Annotated in this window: 18 protein-coding genes; 11 read left to right on the top strand and 7 right to left on the bottom strand. The window is 49.7% G+C overall.

The genetic code is table 11. The annotated features are described in order from the left end of the window. The first annotated feature begins 74 nt into the window (after nt 1-74). Nucleotides 75-1,499, top strand: coding sequence for an argininosuccinate lyase (gene argH / locus ACJJIF_RS15790; RefSeq protein ID WP_444929285.1), 1,425 nt, complete (start codon nt 75-77; stop codon nt 1,497-1,499). 7 nt (nt 1,500-1,506) lie between these two features. On the opposite strand, the gene cyaY is transcribed toward argH, so the two are convergent. Beyond that, on the bottom strand, nt 1,507-1,833 hold the full coding sequence (gene cyaY / locus ACJJIF_RS15785; protein WP_444929284.1) for an iron donor protein CyaY: 327 nt from the start codon (nt 1,831-1,833) through the stop codon (nt 1,507-1,509). 107 nt (nt 1,834-1,940) lie between these two features. Between cyaY and lptM the strand changes: the two genes are divergently transcribed. The 4 genes from lptM (at nt 1,941) to ACJJIF_RS15765 (ending at nt 5,283) form a co-directional block, all read left to right on the top strand. Further along, complete coding sequence (lptM, locus tag ACJJIF_RS15780) at nt 1,941-2,288, top strand: LPS translocon maturation chaperone LptM (RefSeq protein ID WP_444929283.1); 348 nt, start codon at nt 1,941-1,943, stop codon at nt 2,286-2,288. Between the two features lie 11 nt (nt 2,289-2,299). Next, nucleotides 2,300-3,553 carry a diaminopimelate decarboxylase gene (lysA, locus tag ACJJIF_RS15775; protein ID WP_444929282.1) on the top strand — a complete coding sequence of 418 codons (1,254 nt, stop codon included), beginning with the start codon at nt 2,300-2,302 and terminating at the stop codon, nt 3,551-3,553. A 92-nt stretch (nt 3,554-3,645) separates the two neighbouring features. After that, nucleotides 3,646-4,476 carry a diaminopimelate epimerase gene (gene dapF / locus ACJJIF_RS15770; protein WP_444929281.1) on the top strand — a complete coding sequence of 277 codons (831 nt, stop codon included), beginning with the start codon at nt 3,646-3,648 and terminating at the stop codon, nt 4,474-4,476. Nucleotides 4,477-4,545: 69 nt separating this feature from the next. Next, on the top strand, nt 4,546-5,283 hold the full coding sequence (locus ACJJIF_RS15765; protein ID WP_444929280.1) for a DUF484 family protein: 738 nt from the start codon (nt 4,546-4,548) through the stop codon (nt 5,281-5,283). Between the two features lie 53 nt (nt 5,284-5,336). Here the strand turns inward: ACJJIF_RS15765 and ACJJIF_RS15760 are convergent, their stop codons facing one another. The 5 genes from ACJJIF_RS15760 to ACJJIF_RS15740 all read right to left on the bottom strand — a co-directional run bounded on the left by ACJJIF_RS15760 (nt 5,337) and on the right by ACJJIF_RS15740 (nt 8,781). Continuing rightward, entirely contained in the window at nt 5,337-5,561 is a 225-nt protein-coding gene (locus tag ACJJIF_RS15760) for a hypothetical protein (RefSeq protein ID WP_444929279.1), read from the bottom strand. A 382-nt stretch (nt 5,562-5,943) separates the two neighbouring features. Further along, on the bottom strand, nt 5,944-6,282 hold the full coding sequence (locus ACJJIF_RS15755) for a P-II family nitrogen regulator (protein ID WP_108731383.1): 339 nt from the start codon (nt 6,280-6,282) through the stop codon (nt 5,944-5,946). Between the two features lie 87 nt (nt 6,283-6,369). Next, nucleotides 6,370-7,629: an ammonium transporter AmtB gene (gene amtB / locus ACJJIF_RS15750; RefSeq protein ID WP_444929278.1), complete on the bottom strand. Its 1,260-nt coding sequence runs from the start codon at nt 7,627-7,629 to the stop codon at nt 6,370-6,372. Nucleotides 7,630-7,681: 52 nt separating this feature from the next. Next, nucleotides 7,682-8,020: a P-II family nitrogen regulator gene (locus tag ACJJIF_RS15745; RefSeq protein ID WP_444929277.1), complete on the bottom strand. Its 339-nt coding sequence runs from the start codon at nt 8,018-8,020 to the stop codon at nt 7,682-7,684. Between the two features lie 50 nt (nt 8,021-8,070). Further along, on the bottom strand, nt 8,071-8,781 hold the full coding sequence (locus ACJJIF_RS15740) for a TorF family putative porin (protein ID WP_444929276.1): 711 nt from the start codon (nt 8,779-8,781) through the stop codon (nt 8,071-8,073). 447 nt (nt 8,782-9,228) lie between these two features. Between ACJJIF_RS15740 and ACJJIF_RS15735 the strand changes: the two genes are divergently transcribed. Both ACJJIF_RS15735 and ACJJIF_RS15730 read left to right on the top strand, forming a co-directional pair. Beyond that, nucleotides 9,229-9,471 carry an accessory factor UbiK family protein gene (locus tag ACJJIF_RS15735; protein ID WP_444929275.1) on the top strand — a complete coding sequence of 81 codons (243 nt, stop codon included), beginning with the start codon at nt 9,229-9,231 and terminating at the stop codon, nt 9,469-9,471. 29 nt (nt 9,472-9,500) lie between these two features. Continuing rightward, complete coding sequence (locus tag ACJJIF_RS15730; protein WP_444929274.1) at nt 9,501-10,991, top strand: YifB family Mg chelatase-like AAA ATPase; 1,491 nt, start codon at nt 9,501-9,503, stop codon at nt 10,989-10,991. 111 nt (nt 10,992-11,102) lie between these two features. On the opposite strand, the gene ACJJIF_RS15725 is transcribed toward ACJJIF_RS15730, so the two are convergent. Further along, the gene (locus ACJJIF_RS15725; protein WP_444929273.1) at nt 11,103-11,840 is read right to left on the bottom strand and encodes a YopT-type cysteine protease domain-containing protein; all 738 of its coding nucleotides are present in this window, start codon (nt 11,838-11,840) and stop codon (nt 11,103-11,105) included. A gap of 534 nt (nt 11,841-12,374) precedes the next feature. Between ACJJIF_RS15725 and ACJJIF_RS15720 the strand changes: the two genes are divergently transcribed. The 4 genes from ACJJIF_RS15720 (at nt 12,375) to ACJJIF_RS15705 (ending at nt 19,708) form a co-directional block, all read left to right on the top strand. After that, the gene (locus ACJJIF_RS15720) at nt 12,375-13,205 is read left to right on the top strand and encodes an AraC family transcriptional regulator (protein WP_444929272.1); all 831 of its coding nucleotides are present in this window, start codon (nt 12,375-12,377) and stop codon (nt 13,203-13,205) included. Nucleotides 13,206-13,279: 74 nt separating this feature from the next. Continuing rightward, nucleotides 13,280-13,939, top strand: a complete 660-nt coding sequence (gene elbB / locus ACJJIF_RS15715) for an isoprenoid biosynthesis glyoxalase ElbB (RefSeq protein ID WP_444929271.1) — start codon at nt 13,280-13,282, stop codon at nt 13,937-13,939. 772 nt (nt 13,940-14,711) lie between these two features. Beyond that, nucleotides 14,712-15,272, top strand: a complete 561-nt coding sequence (locus tag ACJJIF_RS15710) for a YbhB/YbcL family Raf kinase inhibitor-like protein (RefSeq protein WP_444929270.1) — start codon at nt 14,712-14,714, stop codon at nt 15,270-15,272. Nucleotides 15,273-15,337: 65 nt separating this feature from the next. Continuing rightward, nucleotides 15,338-19,708 carry an AMP-binding protein gene (locus tag ACJJIF_RS15705; protein ID WP_444929269.1) on the top strand — a complete coding sequence of 1,457 codons (4,371 nt, stop codon included), beginning with the start codon at nt 15,338-15,340 and terminating at the stop codon, nt 19,706-19,708. The last annotated feature ends 33 nt before the right edge of the window (nt 19,709-19,741 follow it).

Below are 19,741 nucleotides of genomic sequence, written 5' to 3'. Positions count from 1 at the left end.
GATTGTCCCAAAGTTCCAAGCGCAAGATATCACCAAGCTCCCCAGCCTTTCATCTCAATGCAGCCAGGAAAACCATGAGTAACGAAAAATCCCCTTCCGAGTCCGCCAACAATCCCGCCGCCAAACTCTGGGGTGGCCGCTTTAGCGAAGCCACCGATGCCTTTGTCGAGCGATTTACCGCCTCGGTGAGCTTTGACCAGCGTATGGCCATGGAAGATATCCAGGGATCACTTGCCCACGCGCAGATGTTGTCAGAAGTGGGGGTATTAAGTGCTGATGAATATCACAAGATAGCCGATGGCCTGAAAGGCATCGCCGAGGAGATAACAGCGGGGGCATTTCCCTGGTCTGTGCAGCTCGAAGACGTACATATGAATATCGAAGCGCGCCTGACCCAGCGCATTGGCGCCACCGGCAAGAAACTGCATACCGGCCGCTCGCGCAACGATCAGGTGGCAACCGATATCCGCCTGTGGCTGCGCGGGCGCATCGACCTGATCGCGGCGGAACTGACCCGCCTGCAAAGCGGCCTGGTCGATTTGGCCGAGCGCGAAGCCGATACCATTATGCCCGGCTTTACCCACTTACAGAGCGCGCAACCGGTGACTTTTGGCCACCACTTGCTGGCCTGGAATGCCATGCTGAGCCGGGATTTCGAGCGCCTGATGGATTGCCGCAAGCGGGTTAACCGCTCGCCGCTGGGCGCCGCTGCGCTGGCTGGCACCAGCTACCCGATCAATCGCGCGCGCACAGCGGAATTGCTGGGCTTCGACGCCCCCACGGAGAACTCCCTCGACTCGGTCAGCGACCGGGATTTCGCCATCGAATTCTGCGCCTTCGCGGCGCTGCTGCTCACCCACCTCTCCCGCGCCAGTGAGGAGTTGGTGCTGTGGACTTCCAGCCAGTTCGACTTTATCGACCTGCCCGACCGCTTCTGCACCGGCTCCTCCATCATGCCGCAGAAGAAAAACCCCGATGTACCGGAGCTGGTGCGCGGAAAAACCGGCCGGGTCAACGGTCACCTGATCGCACTGCTCACCCTGATGAAGAGCCAGCCGCTGGCCTACAACAAGGACAACCAGGAGGATAAAGAGCCGCTGTTCGACGCCGCCGATACCGCGCTGGATTGTCTGCGCGCGTTTGCCGATATGGCACCGGCACTCAAGGCGAAGAAAGAAAATATGCTGGAGGCTGCGGCCAAGGGCTTCTCTACCGCGACGGATCTGGCCGATTACCTGGTGCGCAAAGGGGTGGCCTTCCGCGATGCCCACGAGATTGTCGGCCAGTCGGTATCCTTTGCCATTGAACAGGACAAAGACCTAGCCGAACTCAGCCTGGCCCAGCTACAACAATTCTCTACAGAGATTGGCGACGACGTATTTGAGGTGCTGACTCTGGAGGGTTCAGTGGCGGCCCGCGACCATATTGGCGGCACCGCTCCGAATCAAGTGCGCGCGGCCTGTCAGCGCGCGCGGGAGGAGATTGCGCAGCGCGCCTAAGCGCTGTTTAGGCGGATAAACCGAGAGAAACCTGCTCGCCCTGCTGCTCGCTCAATACGCGGTCGAGTAAAGTGGGCAGGTCTTCAGCAGTCGTGGTGCACTTCCAGCCGGGATTTTCAAACGAGAGGTGGTAGCCACCGGATTTGGCCGCAACCCACAACTCCCGGTTGGCGGACTGGCGCGAGAGAATGACCTGGCTGCCATTGTCCTCCAGGGTCAGGGTCAGCACCGCATCACTGCGTTCGTAGTCGATATCCCAATCGCAGTGATCGAGCGCATCCTCAATACCGATTAGGGTCTGCTCCACAGCCGCATCATATTCCGCTTGGCTCATCGTTGCTTACTTCTGTTACCGTGTAATTTGTTGAATCAGGTGGGCCGCTATACTATCAGGCTTTTGCCGGTTACCGCTGCGAATCTCCGACTCCCAGGATGTTATCAATGCTCAAACGACTCTCTCTATTATCTATCGCCATCAGCGCTACAGCGCTGTTGCTGGGCTGTGGCCAAAAAGGGCCCCTCTATCTGCCGCAGGACCCCGCCATGCCCGCCAGCAATATTCCCGGCGGCCCACCGCAGACAACACCGACCAGCCCTGCGGCGCAGCCCGGCGAGCCCGGCTCCGCAGCAGAGCAAGCGCTGGAAACGGTCGACGAAATTGAATCCGAAGACGGCTATGAGTCCGACTTCGATATCGATAACACCATTGAGAGCGGCCCCACTATCGAGGTCGACGACGAATCCGGTACAGCGGATGACTCCAATGTCGAGGAAGATTTAGCAGAGTAAGAATCGGTAAAATGAGAGAGTTTAGTTATCGCGATGGCAGCCTGTGGGCTGAACAGGTTTCCCTAGAGCAAATTGCCGAGCGCTTCGGCACCCCCACCTATGTCTACAGCCGCGCGCACTTTGAGCGGCAATACCGGGATTACGCCGAGGCCCTCGGCGAGCGCCCCGGCCTTATCTGCTACGCGGTAAAAGCCAATAGCAATTTGGGCATTCTGTCGCTGCTGGCACAGTTGGGCGCGGGTTTTGATATTGTGTCCGGCGGCGAACTCGAGCGGGTGCTGCTCGCCGGCGGCGACCCAGCGCGCATCGTCTTTTCCGGGGTGGGTAAAACTGCAGAGGAGATGCGCCGCGCTCTGGAAGTGGGCGTACACTGCTTCAATATTGAATCGGAGGCGGAAATTGATCGGCTGGAGCGGGTGGCCGCAGAGTGTGGCAAGACCGCGCCGATTTCCATCAGGGTCAATCCCGATGTGGATGCCCAGACCCACCCCTATATCTCTACCGGCCTCAAAGAAAATAAATTTGGCATCGCCATAGATAAGGCGATCGAAGTTTATCAACGCGCGGCGGCTTCCGCGCACCTGAAAATTACCGGTGTGGATTGCCATATCGGCTCGCAGCTCACCGAAATCGCACCGTTTCTCGATGCCCTCGACCGCCTGCTGATCCTTGTCGACCAGCTCGCCGAGCTGGGAATAATTTTGCAGCACCTGGACCTGGGCGGAGGCCTCGGCGTGCGCTATCGCGGTGAAGAGCCACCGCCGATTGGCGACTACCTGGCGGCGGTGCACCAGCGTATCGGCGCGCGCAATTTATCCCTGATTCTTGAACCGGGGCGCTCTATTGCCGCCAATGGCGGCGCCCTGCTGACTCGGGTCGAATACCTGAAACGCACCGAAGAGCACAATTTTGCTATCGTCGACGCGGCCATGAATGACAACCTGCGCCCGGCCCTCTACCAGGCCTGGCAGGATATTGTGCCAGTGACACCGGACGAGAGTGACAGTACCCTATGGGATATTGTCGGCCCCGTCTGTGAAACCGGCGACTTCCTCGGCAAAAACCGCTCTCAATCGCTGCAAGAGGGCCAGTTGTTGGCCATGTTGTCCACCGGTGCCTACGGTTTCACCATGAGTTCCAATTACAACAGCCGCTGTCGCGCCGCTGAAGTGCTTGTGGATGGCGACAAAACTTACTTGGTGCGTGAGCGGGAGACTTTTGCTGACTTGGTTCGCGGTGAAACCACGGTACCCCAAAAAGCCTGATCAGTGACTTGCATCGCAGTGGGGCCCATTTTCAGCCCGGGCCCCAAACCGCAGCCAACGCAGCGGATAATAAATACGAACAGAGAAATGGAATGCGCGTTAAATTCAGCAAGATGCACGGGCTCGGTAACGATTTTGTGATGCTCGACGGCGTCAGCCAAAAAATCAAACTGACCCCGGAAAAGATCCGCCGCCTGGCGGATCGCTGCCTCGGCGTAGGCTGCGACCAGGTGCTACTGGTAGAGCCGCCCCGCACCCCCGAAGCAGATTTTCGCTACCGAATATTTAACGCCGATGGCAGTGAAGTAGAGAACTGCGGCAACGGTGCCCGCTGTTTTGCCCGCTTCGTGCGCGAGCGCCGTCTCACCGGTAAGAAAAATATCCTGGTGGAAACTGCCGCCGGGTTGCTACACCTGAAAGTGCTCGACGGCGATCAGGTGAGTGTCGATATGGGGGAGCCGGTTCTCGAACCGCAGGCGGTGCCCTTTTCTGCCGATCGCCGCGCCGAGTCCTACCCGCTCGAAGTCGATGGCGAGACCTTCACCATTGGCGCCGTATCTATGGGTAATCCCCACGCCGTCCTATTGGTTGAAGATATCGCCTCGGCACCGCTGGAAAGGCTGGGCCCCCTGATCGAGCGGCACCCGCGTTTCCCGCAAAAGGTCAACGCCGGCTTCCTGCAAGTAGACACGCGCAATGAAGCACATCTCAGAGTATTTGAGCGCGGCGTTGGCGAAACTCGCGCCTGCGGCACCGGGGCCTGCGCCGCCATGGTATACGCCCGTCTGCGCGGCCTGGTGGATGACAAAGTCGATATGCAGCTCCCCGGCGGCACACTGACAATTCACTGGAGCGGACCGGGTCAGCCCGTTACTATGACCGGGCCCGCGACCACGGTTTTTCACGGGCAGATTATTCTCTAAACCACTGTCGGGGATATTTGGCCGTCAAGCGCCCGCTGCCCCGCACCCGTGTCGGAAAAAGCAAACACAATGGAACACACAGACGCCAATCGACCCCTCGAAGAGATTGCCGGCGACGCTCAAAAGGAAGTCCAGCGCGACGATAAACTGCTCGCGCGGCAGGTGGCCCGCTACCTGGTGCAAAACCCGGAGTTCTTTGAGGAGCGCATGGAGCTGCTGGAGACGATCAAACTGCCACGGGAAAACGGCAAAACCGTGTCATTGATGACCCACCAAACCCACTTGCTGCGGGAGCGCAATATCGAGATGCGCCAGCGCCTCGATCAGCTTTTGCACAATGCCCGGGACAACGACCAGCTGTTCTTCAATAGCCGCCGACTGATCCTGGCACTGCTGGAAGCTGAAAATATTGCGGAGGTCACCGAGACGCTCTATGCCAGCTTCGCCTCCGACTTCAACGTCGAGTTCACCAGCCTGACCCTGTTCGAGCCCATCTCCGCCCCCCGCCAAAGTCTGGGGCGAGTTCAAACCAGTACACTGGCCGATGCCGAGGGGACAATTGGCGGCATTATTCGCAACGGCCGCCCCATCTGTGGTGTTTTGCGCCAGCGGGAAAAAGAGTTCCTGTTTGCCGAGAGTGCGCAACATATCGGTTCTGCTGCGGTAGTGCCGCTGGCCAATCAACTGGGTACCCTGGCGGTGGGCTCTGCCGATCCCCAATACTACCGCTCCAGCCTGGGCACCTTATTTCTGTCCTATATCGGTGAAGTCCTGGAGCGCCTGCTGCCAAAACTGCTCAATCGGTAAGCTGCGATCACTGTCGCCACGTCCGCCGACGGCACGACAGTGAGACGGGAAATTTAGATAGGGCGGCTGCCATATTTGGGTTGCGGTTTGCGCGGGGGATCGGCGGTAACCTCGGGATCAACTTCATTAATCGCACCACCGCCGGCGAGAAACGCCTCTACATCGGAACTTAACTGGCTTCTGGCACGCCGGCGCGAAGTAATACTGCGCTCTTCGGCAAATTCCTCGGAGTCCTTGCTGCGAGCGTTCTTGCCGGGATCTTCATAACCATCTTTCATAACAAAACCCTGTAACCTTTACTCCTGTTACAGAGGGAGTACCTCTGTGCCGCCCCTCTCCCGCGACATCGACAAAACTGACAACCACTTTCGGTGGCAATCCCCTACCGCCTGAATAAGCGGCGATTAATATATAGGCAGTTCCTCACTCCGCTGCCAGTGGCACAAGGAGGAGGCTGTAGAGTTTTTTGTTGCGAATAGGAGTGGAAGTATTTCGGTTAGTTATGCAGTTTTTTGCGCCCAGCCTATAGCGGAAACAGGGAAAAGAGACAGCGCAAATAGCGCAAAGCGGGATGGGGGATTAGTAGAAGTGTGGCGAAAGCCCCTTGCGGGGCTTCCTTTAGCGCTCAATCGCCAGGCGCTAAAAGCGCGGCCAAACGAGCTACACCGCCTCGCTACCGGTTTCACCGGTACGGATACGAATCACTTCTTCGAGCGCCGTAATAAAGATTTTACCGTCACCAATTTTGCCGGTTTGTGCCGCCTTGGTAATTGCCTCAACCGCAGAGTCCACCATCTCGTCATCTACGGCGAGTTCCAGTTTTACCTTTGGTAGAAAGTCCACCACATACTCGGCACCACGATAGAGTTCGGTATGACCCTTTTGGCGCCCAAAACCTTTTACTTCGGTGACGGTCATTCCCTGCACGCCCACTTCAGACAGGGCAGTGCGCACATCATCCAATTTGAAGGGCTTTACTACAGCCGTAATCAATTTCATCTTGAGTATTTCCCCTGATTCGTCCTCGTCGAGAGAACCTTACCCAGGTCACTGCCCCGTTTGTGGGGCAGCACCGGCACTGTTAACTTATTTGCTCATAAATTCCGGGTAAGCTTCCATTCCGCATTCGGTCAAGTCAACACCCTCTTGCTCTTCCTCTTCGCTCACACGGATGCCGGTCACCCGTTTGAGCAGATACCACACCGCCAGAGAGCTGATAAATACCCAGGCAAAGATAGTCAGTGCACCGATCAACTGTCCGCTAAGGCTGGCGTCACTATTGGTCACCGGTACCAATAACAAACCGAATAAACCAACCACTCCGTGTACGGAAATCGCCCCCACCGGATCATCAATTTGCAGCTTGTCCAGGGTGATAATAGAGAAGACCACCAATACCCCGGCGATCATACCGAAGAGGGTTGCCTGCAACGCCGTCGGAGTTGAAGGTTCTGCGGTAATTGCCACCAGGCCCGCCAGAACACCATTTAGCAACATGGTCAGGTCCGCTTTGCCGAAGAGGATACGCGCAGTAATCAGTGCGGCAATAGCGCCGCCGGCAGCGGCGGTATTGGTATTTACAAATACCATAGCGACGCTGTGTGCGCTGGTGGCATCCCCCAGTTTCAATACCGAGCCGCCATTAAAGCCAAACCAGCCCATCCACAGGATAAAGGTACCCAGGGTCGCCAGCGGCAAGTTAGCGCCGGGAATGGCATACACCTGCCCCTTGAGGCCGTATTTGCCTTTGCGCGCGCCCAGCAGCAGAACACCGGCAAGGGCGGCCGCCGCACCCGCCATATGTACGATACCGGAACCGGCAAAGTCGGAGAAACCGAGATCCCCGAGGTTATACAGACCGAAAACATCTTGGCCGCCCCAGGTCCAGGCGCCTTCCAGCGGGTAGATAAAGCCGGTCAAAATCACCGCAAAAGCCAGGAAACTCCACAGCTTCATACGCTCGGCAACCGCACCGGAGACAATCGACATCGCAGTGGCCACAAAAACCACCTGGAAGAAAAAGTCTGAAGCCGCCGAATACACAGAGTCGCCTTCAAAACCATTTTCAGCGGAATCGCTGAGAACACTTTCCAGACTAAACGCCTCAATACCTGCAAGCGCCCAGCCGCCGTCGTACATAATGGCGTAGCCCGTCAGCAGGTACATAATGCAGGCGATCGCAAACAGCGCCACATTCTTGGTGAGAATTTCTGTGGTGTTTTTGGAGCGCACCAGGCCCGCTTCCAACATGGAAAAGCCGGCGGCCATCCACATAACCAGGGCGCCACACATGAGAAAGTAAAAAGTATCAACTGCGTATTGCAATTGAAAAAGATGATTCTCCATATTTCTCTCCGTTCAAATCTGGATATTTTTAAAATTATTTTTTGCTTGCTGACTAAATAGCCGCACTACCGGTTTCCTCGGTGCGTATGCGCACAACCTGCTCAAGCTCTGCGACAAAAATTTTTCCATCGCCGATCTTGCCGCTCTGCGCACTGGAACCAACTGCCTCGATTACCGCATCCAGTTGCGAATCTGCCACCGCGATTTGCAGCATGGTTTTCGGCAGAAAATCCACCACATACTCGGCGCCGCGATACAATTCTGTGTGCCCTTTCTGGCGACCAAAGCCCTTCACTTCAGTAACCGTTACACCGTTAACCCCCGCCTCCCGCAGGGCATCTCGCACAGCATCCAGCTTGAAGGGTTTAATCACTGCGGTAATTAATTTCATGGCATCCCCCAAAGAAAATGGACCCGCGCTGAGGCACAGGCCCTTTTGTGTTACCAGGTATAAGTCGCAGCGGCGAGCAGTGAAGGTTCGCACCAGTCGGTCTCATAGCACTCCCTATCGCTGGCATCGGTGCCGACGACAGAAGCGCTCAGGCTCAAAGCGTCAAAGGCTTTACTGAGGGTAATGGCGTAATCGAGATAGGAATCAGACCCATCGAGAAAGCCCTCCTCCTCGAACAGGTTGAGTCCCAGGTGTAAATCGAGAGAAAGGTCTGACGGAAGCGCGAAGCTATATTCCGCATAGGGGTAATAAAACTCACCGGTATCCGCCCAATAATCATCGGAGTAAGCGAGCCCTAAAGTTAAATCCGAGAAACTCAGACTGCCGTATACCTCCTGATAATCTTCATCTGCATTGCCGCCGTGATAGGCGTAATAGATATAGCCCAGATCAAAGCTGACAGTGTCACTGATGTCCGCGCTATAACCGCCGTAAAAATCCTGCTCGTAGTCGGTTTCATCGGAGCCGTAATCGAAATCCACTTGGGATGCCCAGGTACCGATATAGAGGCCATTGGCAAAATCGACATCGATCCCCCCCTGTAGGGCCGGGCCCCCGTCCGTTTGGCTGATGCCACGGAACTTGTAGTCAGACACAATGCCGATATTGGCACTGATACTGGGAGCGCCCTCGGCGGCCATCGCCAGGTTTGCGCCGAGAGCGAGAACGGCACCGGTGACGAGAGTGGCAACTTTATACATTTTATTTTCCACTGTGATTCTCCAAGACTTTTTAAGCGGTTATTTCGAGTGCTTTAGGAGCGCCGCCTGCCATCAGCCCTTTACGGTCGAGTGTGACGGGAGTCGCTTGCGTCTCGTGAAGTGCGACTTTCCCAGGCTCGCAATGATCGTGAATGGGACGCCGGCACAGACTGTTTACATATTGGTTGCAGACTTGATGCCAACACCGCAAGTACAAGTAAAATCAACAAGTTAGAAGCAATCCGCTTAATAAAATCGGTACGATTAGAGACTCGCAGACGGCGCTGCGCACCAACATGGAACTCCCATTGCGCCCCTGCACTGAAGTTGGGAGGAAAAGATTAAGGTGCACTCAGAACAGTGCGCTGGTAGGCTGCTTTTGCGGAAAAATGCACTGGGTTACAATCCGGTGCTATTCATACCCACCCATTTAGCGAGGAACTGCCCGTGGCAGCAGATAAACTGCAACAGCTGCTGAAAGAGCTACAACAACAGGGCGCGGTGGTGACCAGCGACTTGCGCAGCGCCCTGGAAGTCTCACTGGATAAATTGCCACTGGTCTCCCAGCGGGAGTTCGACACCCAGGTGGAGATACTGCGCCGCACTCGGGAAAAGCTGGCGCGACTCGAAGATAAAGTCGAGATGCTGGAGCAGGCCCTGACACAGCGGGACAACGCCGCCGAGGACTAAGCCCAGGGAGCCATTTCAAGGATGAAATCGTGAGCCTCTCAGTCACCTATGCCCGGGCCCAGCTCGGGGTTTCCGCCCCCCTCGTCACGGTGGAAACCCACCTGGCCAACGGCCTTCCCGCTTTCCATATTGTGGGCCTGCCGGAGGCGGCGGTGCGGGAGAGTCGCGACCGGGTGCGCAGCGCCTTAATTAACAGCCATTTCGACTTCCCCCAGCGCCGCATTACCGTCAACCTGGCCCCCGCCGATCTTCCCAAAGAGGGCGGCCGCTACGACTTAGCCATCGCCATCGGCATCCTCAGCGCCTCGGGCCAGGTGCCCACCGAACCCCTGGAGCGCTATGAATTTATTGGTGAGCTGGCCCTCACCGGCGCACTGCGGGAAGTGCGTGGTAGCTTACCGGCCGCCGTCGCCTGCACCGGCGAGGAACGCAAGCTGGTGGTGCCGACGGAAAATGGGGCTGAAGCCGCACTGGCCACGGGCGCAGTCGGCACCGCCGGCTCACTACTGGAGGTTTGCGCCGAGTTACACGGGCGCGAAGCCATGCCCAGCGCGGCTGCCGAGCCTATTGTCGAGGCGCACCAGTGTGCGGACCTGGCCGATGTGCGCGGCCAGCTAAAAGCTCGTCGCGCCCTCGAAGTGGCCGCAGCTGGCGGCCACAACCTGCTTTTCTACGGCCCTCCCGGCACCGGTAAAACCATGTTGGCCAGCCGCCTGCCCGGCATATTGCCCCCTTTGACCACTGAAGAGTCTCTAGAGGTAGCGAGCGTTTACTCCAGTGCGGGACTGCCTCACCAGAGCCTGCGCCCGTTCAGGGCCCCGCATCACAGCGCCTCGCCCACGGCACTGGTCGGCGGTGGCAGCACCCCGAGGCCCGGTGAGATATCCCTAGCCCACCGGGGGGTACTATTCCTCGATGAAATGCCCGAGTTTCCCAGACACGCTCTGGAGATACTGCGGGAACCCCTGGAGAACGGCGAAGTCCGTATCTCCCGCGCGCGGGCCCAGGTCACCTACCCCGCCCACTTTCAGCTAGTCGGGGCTATGAACCCCTGCCCCTGTGGCTATTTAGGCGAGCCGCGCTGTCGCTGCACTCCGGACCAGATAGATCGATATCGCAACAAGCTCTCAGGTCCACTGCTGGATCGTATCGATATGCAGGTGGAGGTGGGTGCTATGAATGCTCTGCAATTACAGGATGCCGCGCCCGGCGAGGCCTCCATTACCGTGAGAGAGAGAGTGGATAGTGCGCGCCAGCGACAGGTACAGCGACAGGGTAAAACCAACAACCTGTTACAAGGCGCAGAGCTGGAAAGGCACTGCGCCCTGGGGGAAAGGGAAAAAATGTTACTTCGCCAATCGGTGGAAAAACTGGGGCTCTCCGCACGCAGTTACCACCGAATACTCAAAGTGGCGCGCACCCTGGCCGACCTCGCTCACCTGGACAGTATCAGTAGCGCGCAAATTGCCGAGGCATTGGCCTATCGCAATTTGGATAGGCGCCAAACGGCTAAAGCCTAATCGGCCAATACAGTGTACATAGCCGGTCGGGCAATAGCTTGGGAGCCTCGGAACAACTCCGCAAGAAGGCCCGTCCTAAGGAGCCTTCAGAGCGATTAGGATCGAGACATTTCAAGCGTTGAAATAGTGGCTATTAATATTTTTTCTGTAGCACCCCATCTGCGCCAAAGAAAAATAGTGTCTCCCCAAATAATTTGACTCCTTACTCCCGGTTGCTCGGTTTGCCAGAGGGAAAATTGTATTGTTCAAAAAATTTTTAAGGTGCATCAGGTGCCCAAATTGAAATGCGCCTATATTTGGATCAAAAAATTCTAAATTTACAAGATCCAGGGCCATAGCGTGGTTACAGCGACCTCGGATAGCGACTAAACGATATGGATTAACCGATGGCACCTCACAAAAATAGTCACCGACCCCCGCTGAAACCCAACTTATGACTTTTCTAGGTTTCACGGCCCCAGTGAAGCCACTATCGTGCAACCAAATATTGGCGTCCTGTAGTTGAGTAGCCGGCGCCTTTATCTTGTTATTCAATTGTATTGCCGGCATTATGGCATTAGTTATGCCTCTCCCGCCTTGCCCCATTAAGGAATCTAAGTAATCCTGGTTGTTAACTGGGTCATTGAGTTGCCCATTAAGCCAATAAAGCGATAGCGCACAACAAATCCCCCCGCTAGCCTGGTTCCTTGCCAGCACAGTGTAAACTCCGCTCCCGGGAGACTGTGAAAATAGCTTGATTCTGGTACTACCATATGCCTGGCTGCGAACTCTAGCGAGAATTCTATGGGTTCCTGCAACCTCTTCAGGCGAGGGTAGGGGATCAGCTACTTTTCTGTTTCTAAAAGGCACTTTCGCATCCTCAATTATTGACCACTTTGCGTATTAATACATACATGTAAACAATTGAGACTGAGCATACAAAAGTGTCTGCATTATCTTTTGATATTTCTTGCTGCTTTCTATTTTAAAACTTGTGTTGCCAGCTTAACTACATTTATAGGCCTAGCATACTCAATCCAGACGAAATTACTTTAATTATGCTTATGATCTTCTTTGAGTTTAAAGCAGGCTAACAATTGACGCAGAGAAACGCCATAAAAAATCAGGACTATCCAGTAATAGGAATCAACATACGGGACTAGAGCCGTATATCAAATAGTTACAATTGATATAAATTGTTCACTGCATAGATATCCAAATTTTAGAATCAAATTTATACAAATCGAATATAGAAAGATACTAGGTTGAAAAAAATGGCAATACAAGTAGGATAAAGGACATCAAGTTTATCCGCGACAGTTTATGCCCCATTATGGGGCTTTTTTTTTGAGAAGAGATAAAAGCCCGTTTATCGGTGCGCTGTAAAGGGATGTAAGTGTAATCATGTGTAATTTAATCCAACTGGCCAGATCTATTTCCAGCAAAAGCGAAAATTTACCATTTTCTGTATATTCATCAAATAAGGAACAATGCATTGCTAATGTTCCAGTTATTAAACCATTACTAATATTTGTACTATCCGGCTCTAAAGAGTTAGGCAAGAATTCCGAAGTTACGTGTAAGACCGGGTCATTTGTCTTTCTTTCAAACAGCCCGAAAGTGGACATGCGTAATATTCCAGATAATCAGGAATACTTCGCGATTCTTTTAGAGTTTGATTACAGCGACTTTGAGCAATTCCATAATGAATATGTATCAAATTGTACACATGTCAATGGAAAAATTACTAAATCCATGAAAAAGTCTCTGTTTCAATTTATTGAATGGTCTGCTTTAGCACCGGCTGAGTCTATACATTATCGAAGAAAAGAAATGCTCCAGTTAATCTATATGGCTGGTTATACAGAAATATCCCAGTTGGTCCAAGCTCCCAGTCTAAGTCATAAAGTATTCGAGATTATTAGTTCAAATGTTGCTTCTAAATGGTGCGTAGAGGATCTTGCATCAAGATTGGCTATGAGTGAATCCACTTTGAGAAGAAAACTGAAGGCAGAAGGCTCTAGTACCCAGGCAATTAAAAGTAGGGCTAGGCTCGGCCATGGACTGCATTTGATTCAAACAACAATGGATCAGATTAGTTCAATTTCAGAAAGGTGCGGCTATCAATCCCAATCAAGATTTACCGAACAGTTTAAAACATTGTTTGGAATAACACCAAGTGAATTAAGAAAGACCAGATTGAACGATTTTGGAGAAGAGATGACTGCTATTTGACCTATGAGCTACGACCATCGTTGGTACAATGTATATGAGGAAATTAACCTCATATACATTTATAGGACTCATGTATGAAAAAGATTGCCGTAATACTCTCTGGTTGCGGATATCTCGATGGATCTGAAATTAGAGAATCCGTACTAACTCTGCTGGCATTGGAGTTGGCGGGCGCTCAATACGAAGTCTTTGCCCCAGATATTGACCAGCATCATGTTGTTAATCATATGACAGGTCAAGAACAGACGGGTATGGCGAGAAGCGTATTAGAAGAATCTGCAAGAATTGCACGAGGCAATATTAAAGAACTTGGCTTTTTGAATACCTCTGAATTTGATGCTTTGATTATGCCTGGTGGTTTTGGCTTGGCTAAGAATCTATCCACCTTTGCCTTCGATGGAAGCGGCGCATCCATCAACGAACTTGTAATATCAAAAATCATCGATTTCAATGACTCAGGAAAACCTATTGGTGCGATATGTATTGCACCAGCCATACTGGCTTTGGCTATCGGTAATAAAAAACCAGCCATGACCGTTGGGAATGATGACGGTGTCGCGAGTGAATTGGTTAAACTGGGTGTACAGCATCAAGCATGCCAAACTAGCGCATGTATCATTGATCAAAAAAATAAAATCGTCAGCACTCCCGCATACATGGACAACCAAGCTAAGCTGCCAGATATATACAAGGGTATAACTAGATTAGTTTCTGATATCATTAGCATGGCATAATTTTTGGTTAGCTCTCATCTGATGGGTGAGAGCCTATATTCTTAATTGCTAGCTTATGGTATTGATAATTTAAAAAATCGAAGATCATGAGATGCTGTAGGGATTGATTTCATTAGAAGCAAATCCTTAGCAGTTATTATGTGATCGTTCACTGTATTAATTAGCATCGCTAAAGATACAAGGTTATCTCCTGACAAAACTCTAACTCAGAGCTAACTGACTTTTCAAGAACTTCAGAACTTGATTCAATGCCCCATATCCAGTGAAATATTATTTTCATAGGCCCCACTAAAATAGCTTCGCAGCGACCTCCAACAAGAATTAATTTACAAATAATTCAAACTTTTTAGCGGTGAAGAGAGGCTAGTAAAACAGGCACATCATAATATATTTATTTGGCTTAAAATATTTTAATTGATCTTACCTGCATTTTTTACCCCCCATTAAGAGGTATTTGCATTTAGGAAAGAGCATACTTTCCATCTCCCCTGTATACAGGATCAAAATATTTACCTCACCCTATCCGGTCTTATCTTTCCCCACCTCTAAAACCCAAAAGAACTTTTAACAAGTTAAATTATTAATTAATTCATCATCAATTAACATTACGAATCTTGATCGATTTCGAGTAAATATTGACTCTATCTGGCGATAAGCATTTCTGCATGCCTAACGTGATCGTTTTTAGGCAAATTTTGTTTGTTTTAAGTGTAATTAATCTGAGTAACAAAAAGTAACATTTGGGAAAATTCAACTCAGATACGGAGTTTTTATGTTGCGGAAAGTTTTTACGGTTACATTATCCTTTGCTCTTTATTCAGCATCTGTCTCGTCACTGGCTATGACTCTATCAAGCCCTGATATTGTTCATGGTGAGCACTTGAGTAAAACACAAGAATTTAGTGGAGGTGGTTTCGACTGTGGCGGTGAAAATTTATCACCTGAATTGTCATGGTCTGACGCTCCTGAAGGGACAAAGTATTTTGCTATTTCAGTTTATGATCCAGATGCTCCTACAGGTAGTGGGTGGTGGCATTGGCAAGTAGTTAATATTCCCGCTGAGGTATCAATGCTTCCAGCTGGTGCAGGATCTCTGGGAAGTAAAGTTATACCTACTGGTAGTAAGACCATCGAAAATGATTATGGTCAGCGCAGCTTTGGTGGAGCATGTCCACCCAAGGGTAATGGCCCCCATCGCTATCAATTCACCGTCTATGCTTTGCCTAAGAAATTAGATTTACCTGAAAACCCGTCTTCAGCGCTGGTCGGTTTCCAGCTTAATGCATTTTCATTAGGGTCAGCCACAATCGAGGCTGTTTATCAGCGTAAATAAAAGATAGTTGTATAGGTACTTTCGGTTGGGCGAGAGTACCTAATTGATAGGTGAAGGAATACGTTATGGATTCAGGAGTAATGGTAGAAACACCGAAGATAATGGGGCGGTGGAATAAAATACGTGTAATAGCTCTTCATGGAAAAGGAAGTAACAGTGATATAACTTCCCTTCAAATGGATAATCTAGGGCTGAACTCAGACGAATTTGAAGTTGTTTGTGTTAATGGTCCATTTTCCAGCTCTGCTCCTGGAATTGGACTTAAACCACTTTCTGATCTACGTTTAGAAAATTTCTATTCCTGGTTCCCTGAAGATGATTCAGATAGTAAGGGATATTTGGATGCGATATGTTCTTCAGTTGAGAAAGTTCTTTCCGCAATCAATGACTACGGTGGATTTAATGTCATATACGGATTTAGCCAAGGTGCAGGTATAGCTAAGTTAGTGAATGAAATTTATCTTAACGAAGAATTGCTTTTTGAGATAAATAGAAGAGGCAATGTAGAAATACCAAAGAAAAGGGTGGATAACCTGCTCTTTGAATGTGGTATTTTTGCTTGTGCTTCAAATGCATTTTTTGAAGAACAGCATAAGTTGAAACCCAGCCTGCATAACTTCAATGCGAAGACCTCCTCTTTTTTTAGCCTCCATATAATTGGAAAATACGATGAGCTAAAAAATAGTTCTGAAGAGTTCTTCAGGTCGATGCCTCCAGACAAGAGCATTGTGCGGTATTTTGATGGTGGCCATGAAATTCCATCAAATAATGACGAAATAAAGCCTCTTTTATCTGACATTAAGGACTTTATCACTTCTGCTGAACCTAAATTTGTATTAGATACTGATAAGAAATCTAGCCACCAAGTTTGGTATAAAAGCTGCTCATTTAGCGAATTTTCAGTTGACGAAAAACTACAAATTGCCAATGTTCGGATATCAGATGATATCACAGAAAAAACTATCAGTAATATCCTATTGGCACAGCCGGAAAATTCTCCGCTGTTTCGACTGGCTCGTAGTACCACCGATATTTATACTAGCTATGGACAAATGTATGATTTCTGTTCAATGGGTGGTGAAGGTGACTTACGACGATTAGGTGTTAATCCTGGTGATGCTGTAGCTTATCTAGCACCTCCCGGAGGTGGCGCTGTTTCTGCTGCAGCCTTTCTAACCATTGCATCACAAGCTTGTGCTGTTCCTTTCAATGCAAGCATGACACAACAAGATGCCATGCTAGCCCTTGAACAATACAATGTTCAGCACCTAATCTTATTCAATCATGTTCAATCAGTAGGAGTTATCTCTGCTTTTGAAGCCTATGCAGAACAGAATAACGTTGGGCTACACTATGCCGAGCAATCTGATAATGATTCTCCTGGACTTTTCCGATTTAAATCATCCTTAAAAAACTTTTCTCAACTTACACCACTTAAAACAAAAGCAAAGGATCACTGCCTTCTACTACGGACATCCGGAACAACGTCTGTACCTAAAGTCGTACCTTTACGTCAAGCAGATCTGGTGATTAATGCTCAGATATTAGCTGATGGTCTTGGTATTGATTCCAATGATGTTACCTACAGTGTAATGCCACTTGACCACATTGGTGGGCTAAGTGCATCTATTTTATGCAGTATTGCTGCAGGATCATCAATAACCTGTGACGATTTATACACACCTGAGGGAATGATTGAGGCTCTGTCCATTTCTAACCCACAGCCTACTTGGTATTCCTCAGTTCCTACAATTCACAATGCGACTATTCGGCATCTGACCAGTGATACTGAGAGATATTTAGACGAAGAGGGGGTCTGGATCGGACACAACCTCCGCTTTGTGCGTTCTGGTGCTGCCGCCTTAAAAGAGACAGATAAAGAGAAGTTAGAGCATACATTGGGATGTCAGGTTATCCCTACATACAGCATGTCTGAATTGATGCCTATTTGCCAACCGGTTAAAACACCTGACGGATGGGATCAATTTCCGGAATCAGTAGGAGTTCCTGTTACAGCCTCAATGGCTATTGTTAACCCTTCTACTTTACAGGCTTTACCTTTTGGTCAAGAAGGGGAAGTGGCCATATCAGGTCCAACAGTATTCTCTGGCTATAGAGATAACAATGAAGCAAACAGAGAATCTCGCTTTCTCATGCAATCTAAAGGAGCTGAAAGTTGGCAAGATTGGTTTCTAACTGGTGATCTTGGTGAAATGTCTCAGAATGGTTCATTATCGTTGAAGGGACGAATAAAAGAACTTATCAAACGCGGGGGTGAACAGATTTCACCAGCAGAAGTTGAAAGCGTCCTGGTTCGGAGCCCATCAGTCAATATCGCAGTTTGCTTCTCGGTCCCATCGGAAATTTACGGCGAGGAAGTCGGCTGCGCAATTGTTCTTGATCCTGATAACTCTGATTTCAACTCTGAGAGTGAAGCTATATCGAGCTTGAGGGCACACCTTAAAGCACAAGATTTTTCTTTATTTAAGAGCCCAAGCGTATGGAAATTTATCAGAAATGAGGACCTTCCTAGAACTACAAGTGGGAAGCTCATTCGCAAGGGCCTATTTGAAGTACTCTCAAATACAAAATCTGCGCTAGCTAGTGCTAATCAACAATCACCCAAACCTTTAGATAACGAATATAGCAAGCCATCAAAAAGTGGATTTGATGACCCCATTGATGGATCGATCGCTTTGAGCCAAGACAAGCCAAATGTTGATTGGGCTGCACTTGCGGGATTCAGGTTCCTTCTCGCGTGCTATGTGATGTTTATGCATATTGGATCCAATGAATCCTGGGATGCATTTTCTAATCTTCGCCAGTTTCCATGGCATGTTCATGCTTTCTTTACGCTGTCTGGATTTTCTTTAGCTATTATCATGCCTTCTTTAATCAGAAGAAAAATGTCGTTCATCTCTGCTCGAATTTTAGGCATGTACCCCTTATATGGCTTGGCCTTGCTACTAGCTATTGGAAATCTTGTAGTTAGCTGTAATCCTTCTACTTTTATCTCTCAGTTTAATTGGAGCCCATTGCTTAATAGTAGTGATCAGATGTTCTGCCAAGGAACTCCTCTTATTGAAGGGAACTGGCTGACAAATTTTCTAATGACTATTGGTATTCATATCACAGGTCTTCAGGCAACTCCATTATGGGGAGCTTCATGGTTTTTAGGGTTCTACCTGTGGTTCATATCTATGTTTTTCCAGTGCCTAATTATATTTCCGGTAATGTATAACTATTTATACAAACACAGGGGAAGAACTGCCCACTTGCTTGGCATAACTGCTGTTGGACTTATAGCTAATATCGTAATCGTAATGGGATTTTGGTATGGGTATGCAATTGATGCAACTGGATACGGGCTTTTTGATGTCATAACGGGTATGCGTCTTGAGCCTACCAGTATACAGGTCGAAACTGCTGGGAAAGATAACGCCATTATCTTAGGATTTTATCTGTTCTCTCCTTTCTGGATGGTCTATTTCATCGCAGGTATGTGCGCAGCATTTATATTCGATTCTGTAAGGCCTAATGAATGGCGAAATTCGAAAATATGGGGTTATATTGCCGATGCAATTACTATCTTTATTGTTGCGATTAGTGTAGCTCACATAGCCCAAGGATACGCGCCCTATGGTGAAGAGGTCGTAAAAGTATCAGTTGATACATTCTTTATGCGTCCTGATGCAGCCAATAGTCACGCTGATCCATCCGTGGTTAATCGGATTTGGGACAATATATATGGACGTCTATTTGCCCCAATTACTTTACTGTGGATTTTCGCTATATCTACAGGGCAAGGATGGACTGCTAAAATATTAAGATTCAACCCTATTTCACAGTCATTAGCACCGACGGCTTACGCTTGCTTTCTATTTCATCAGCTAGTTGGCCAATGGTATTACGCAGCTACTCGACAGGGTGAATGGTGGAATTGGTGGAATCATCAGAAAACTTTCTATTGGTTTAGCCCTCAACCAGTTCCTGTCGAATGGTATGAGTATTTTTATGTGGTTGGACTGGTTGTTATCTTTTCCAAAGTTGTACAATCATTTGAACCGATGATCAGAAAATTGGCATCCACTTTCATTTTAAGTATCAGGAGAATCTTTTCTGACAATACTCACGTTACAAAAGAACAAAACATACAGACGAAAGTTCTAACTATTGTAGAGCGTGTTACAGGTATGGAAATTCAACCTCATTGGAGTCTTGAGGAGTGTGGCCTAGCATCACTTGGTGTAGTTCAGTTCACTGCGACATTAGAGGCAGAGCTATCTACTGACCTGTATAAGGTATCACTTAATGTTTCTGAAGTTATTGCAGCAAAAGATATTGCTAAAATAGCTGAGCTTGCAGAAGCTGCAATATCTCAAGCTCAAGAATCATGTGAACAACAAATTGGAATAGGAAATCGACAAACCGCCTGATTTTTTCTGACGATGTTCCGGCCTGAAAAAATA

The organism is Microbulbifer regidiadema (SeqCode) (assembly GCF_052467605.1).
Note: the sequence above shows the minus strand (reverse complement) of the source record. Positions and strands in the feature narration are given on the sequence as shown.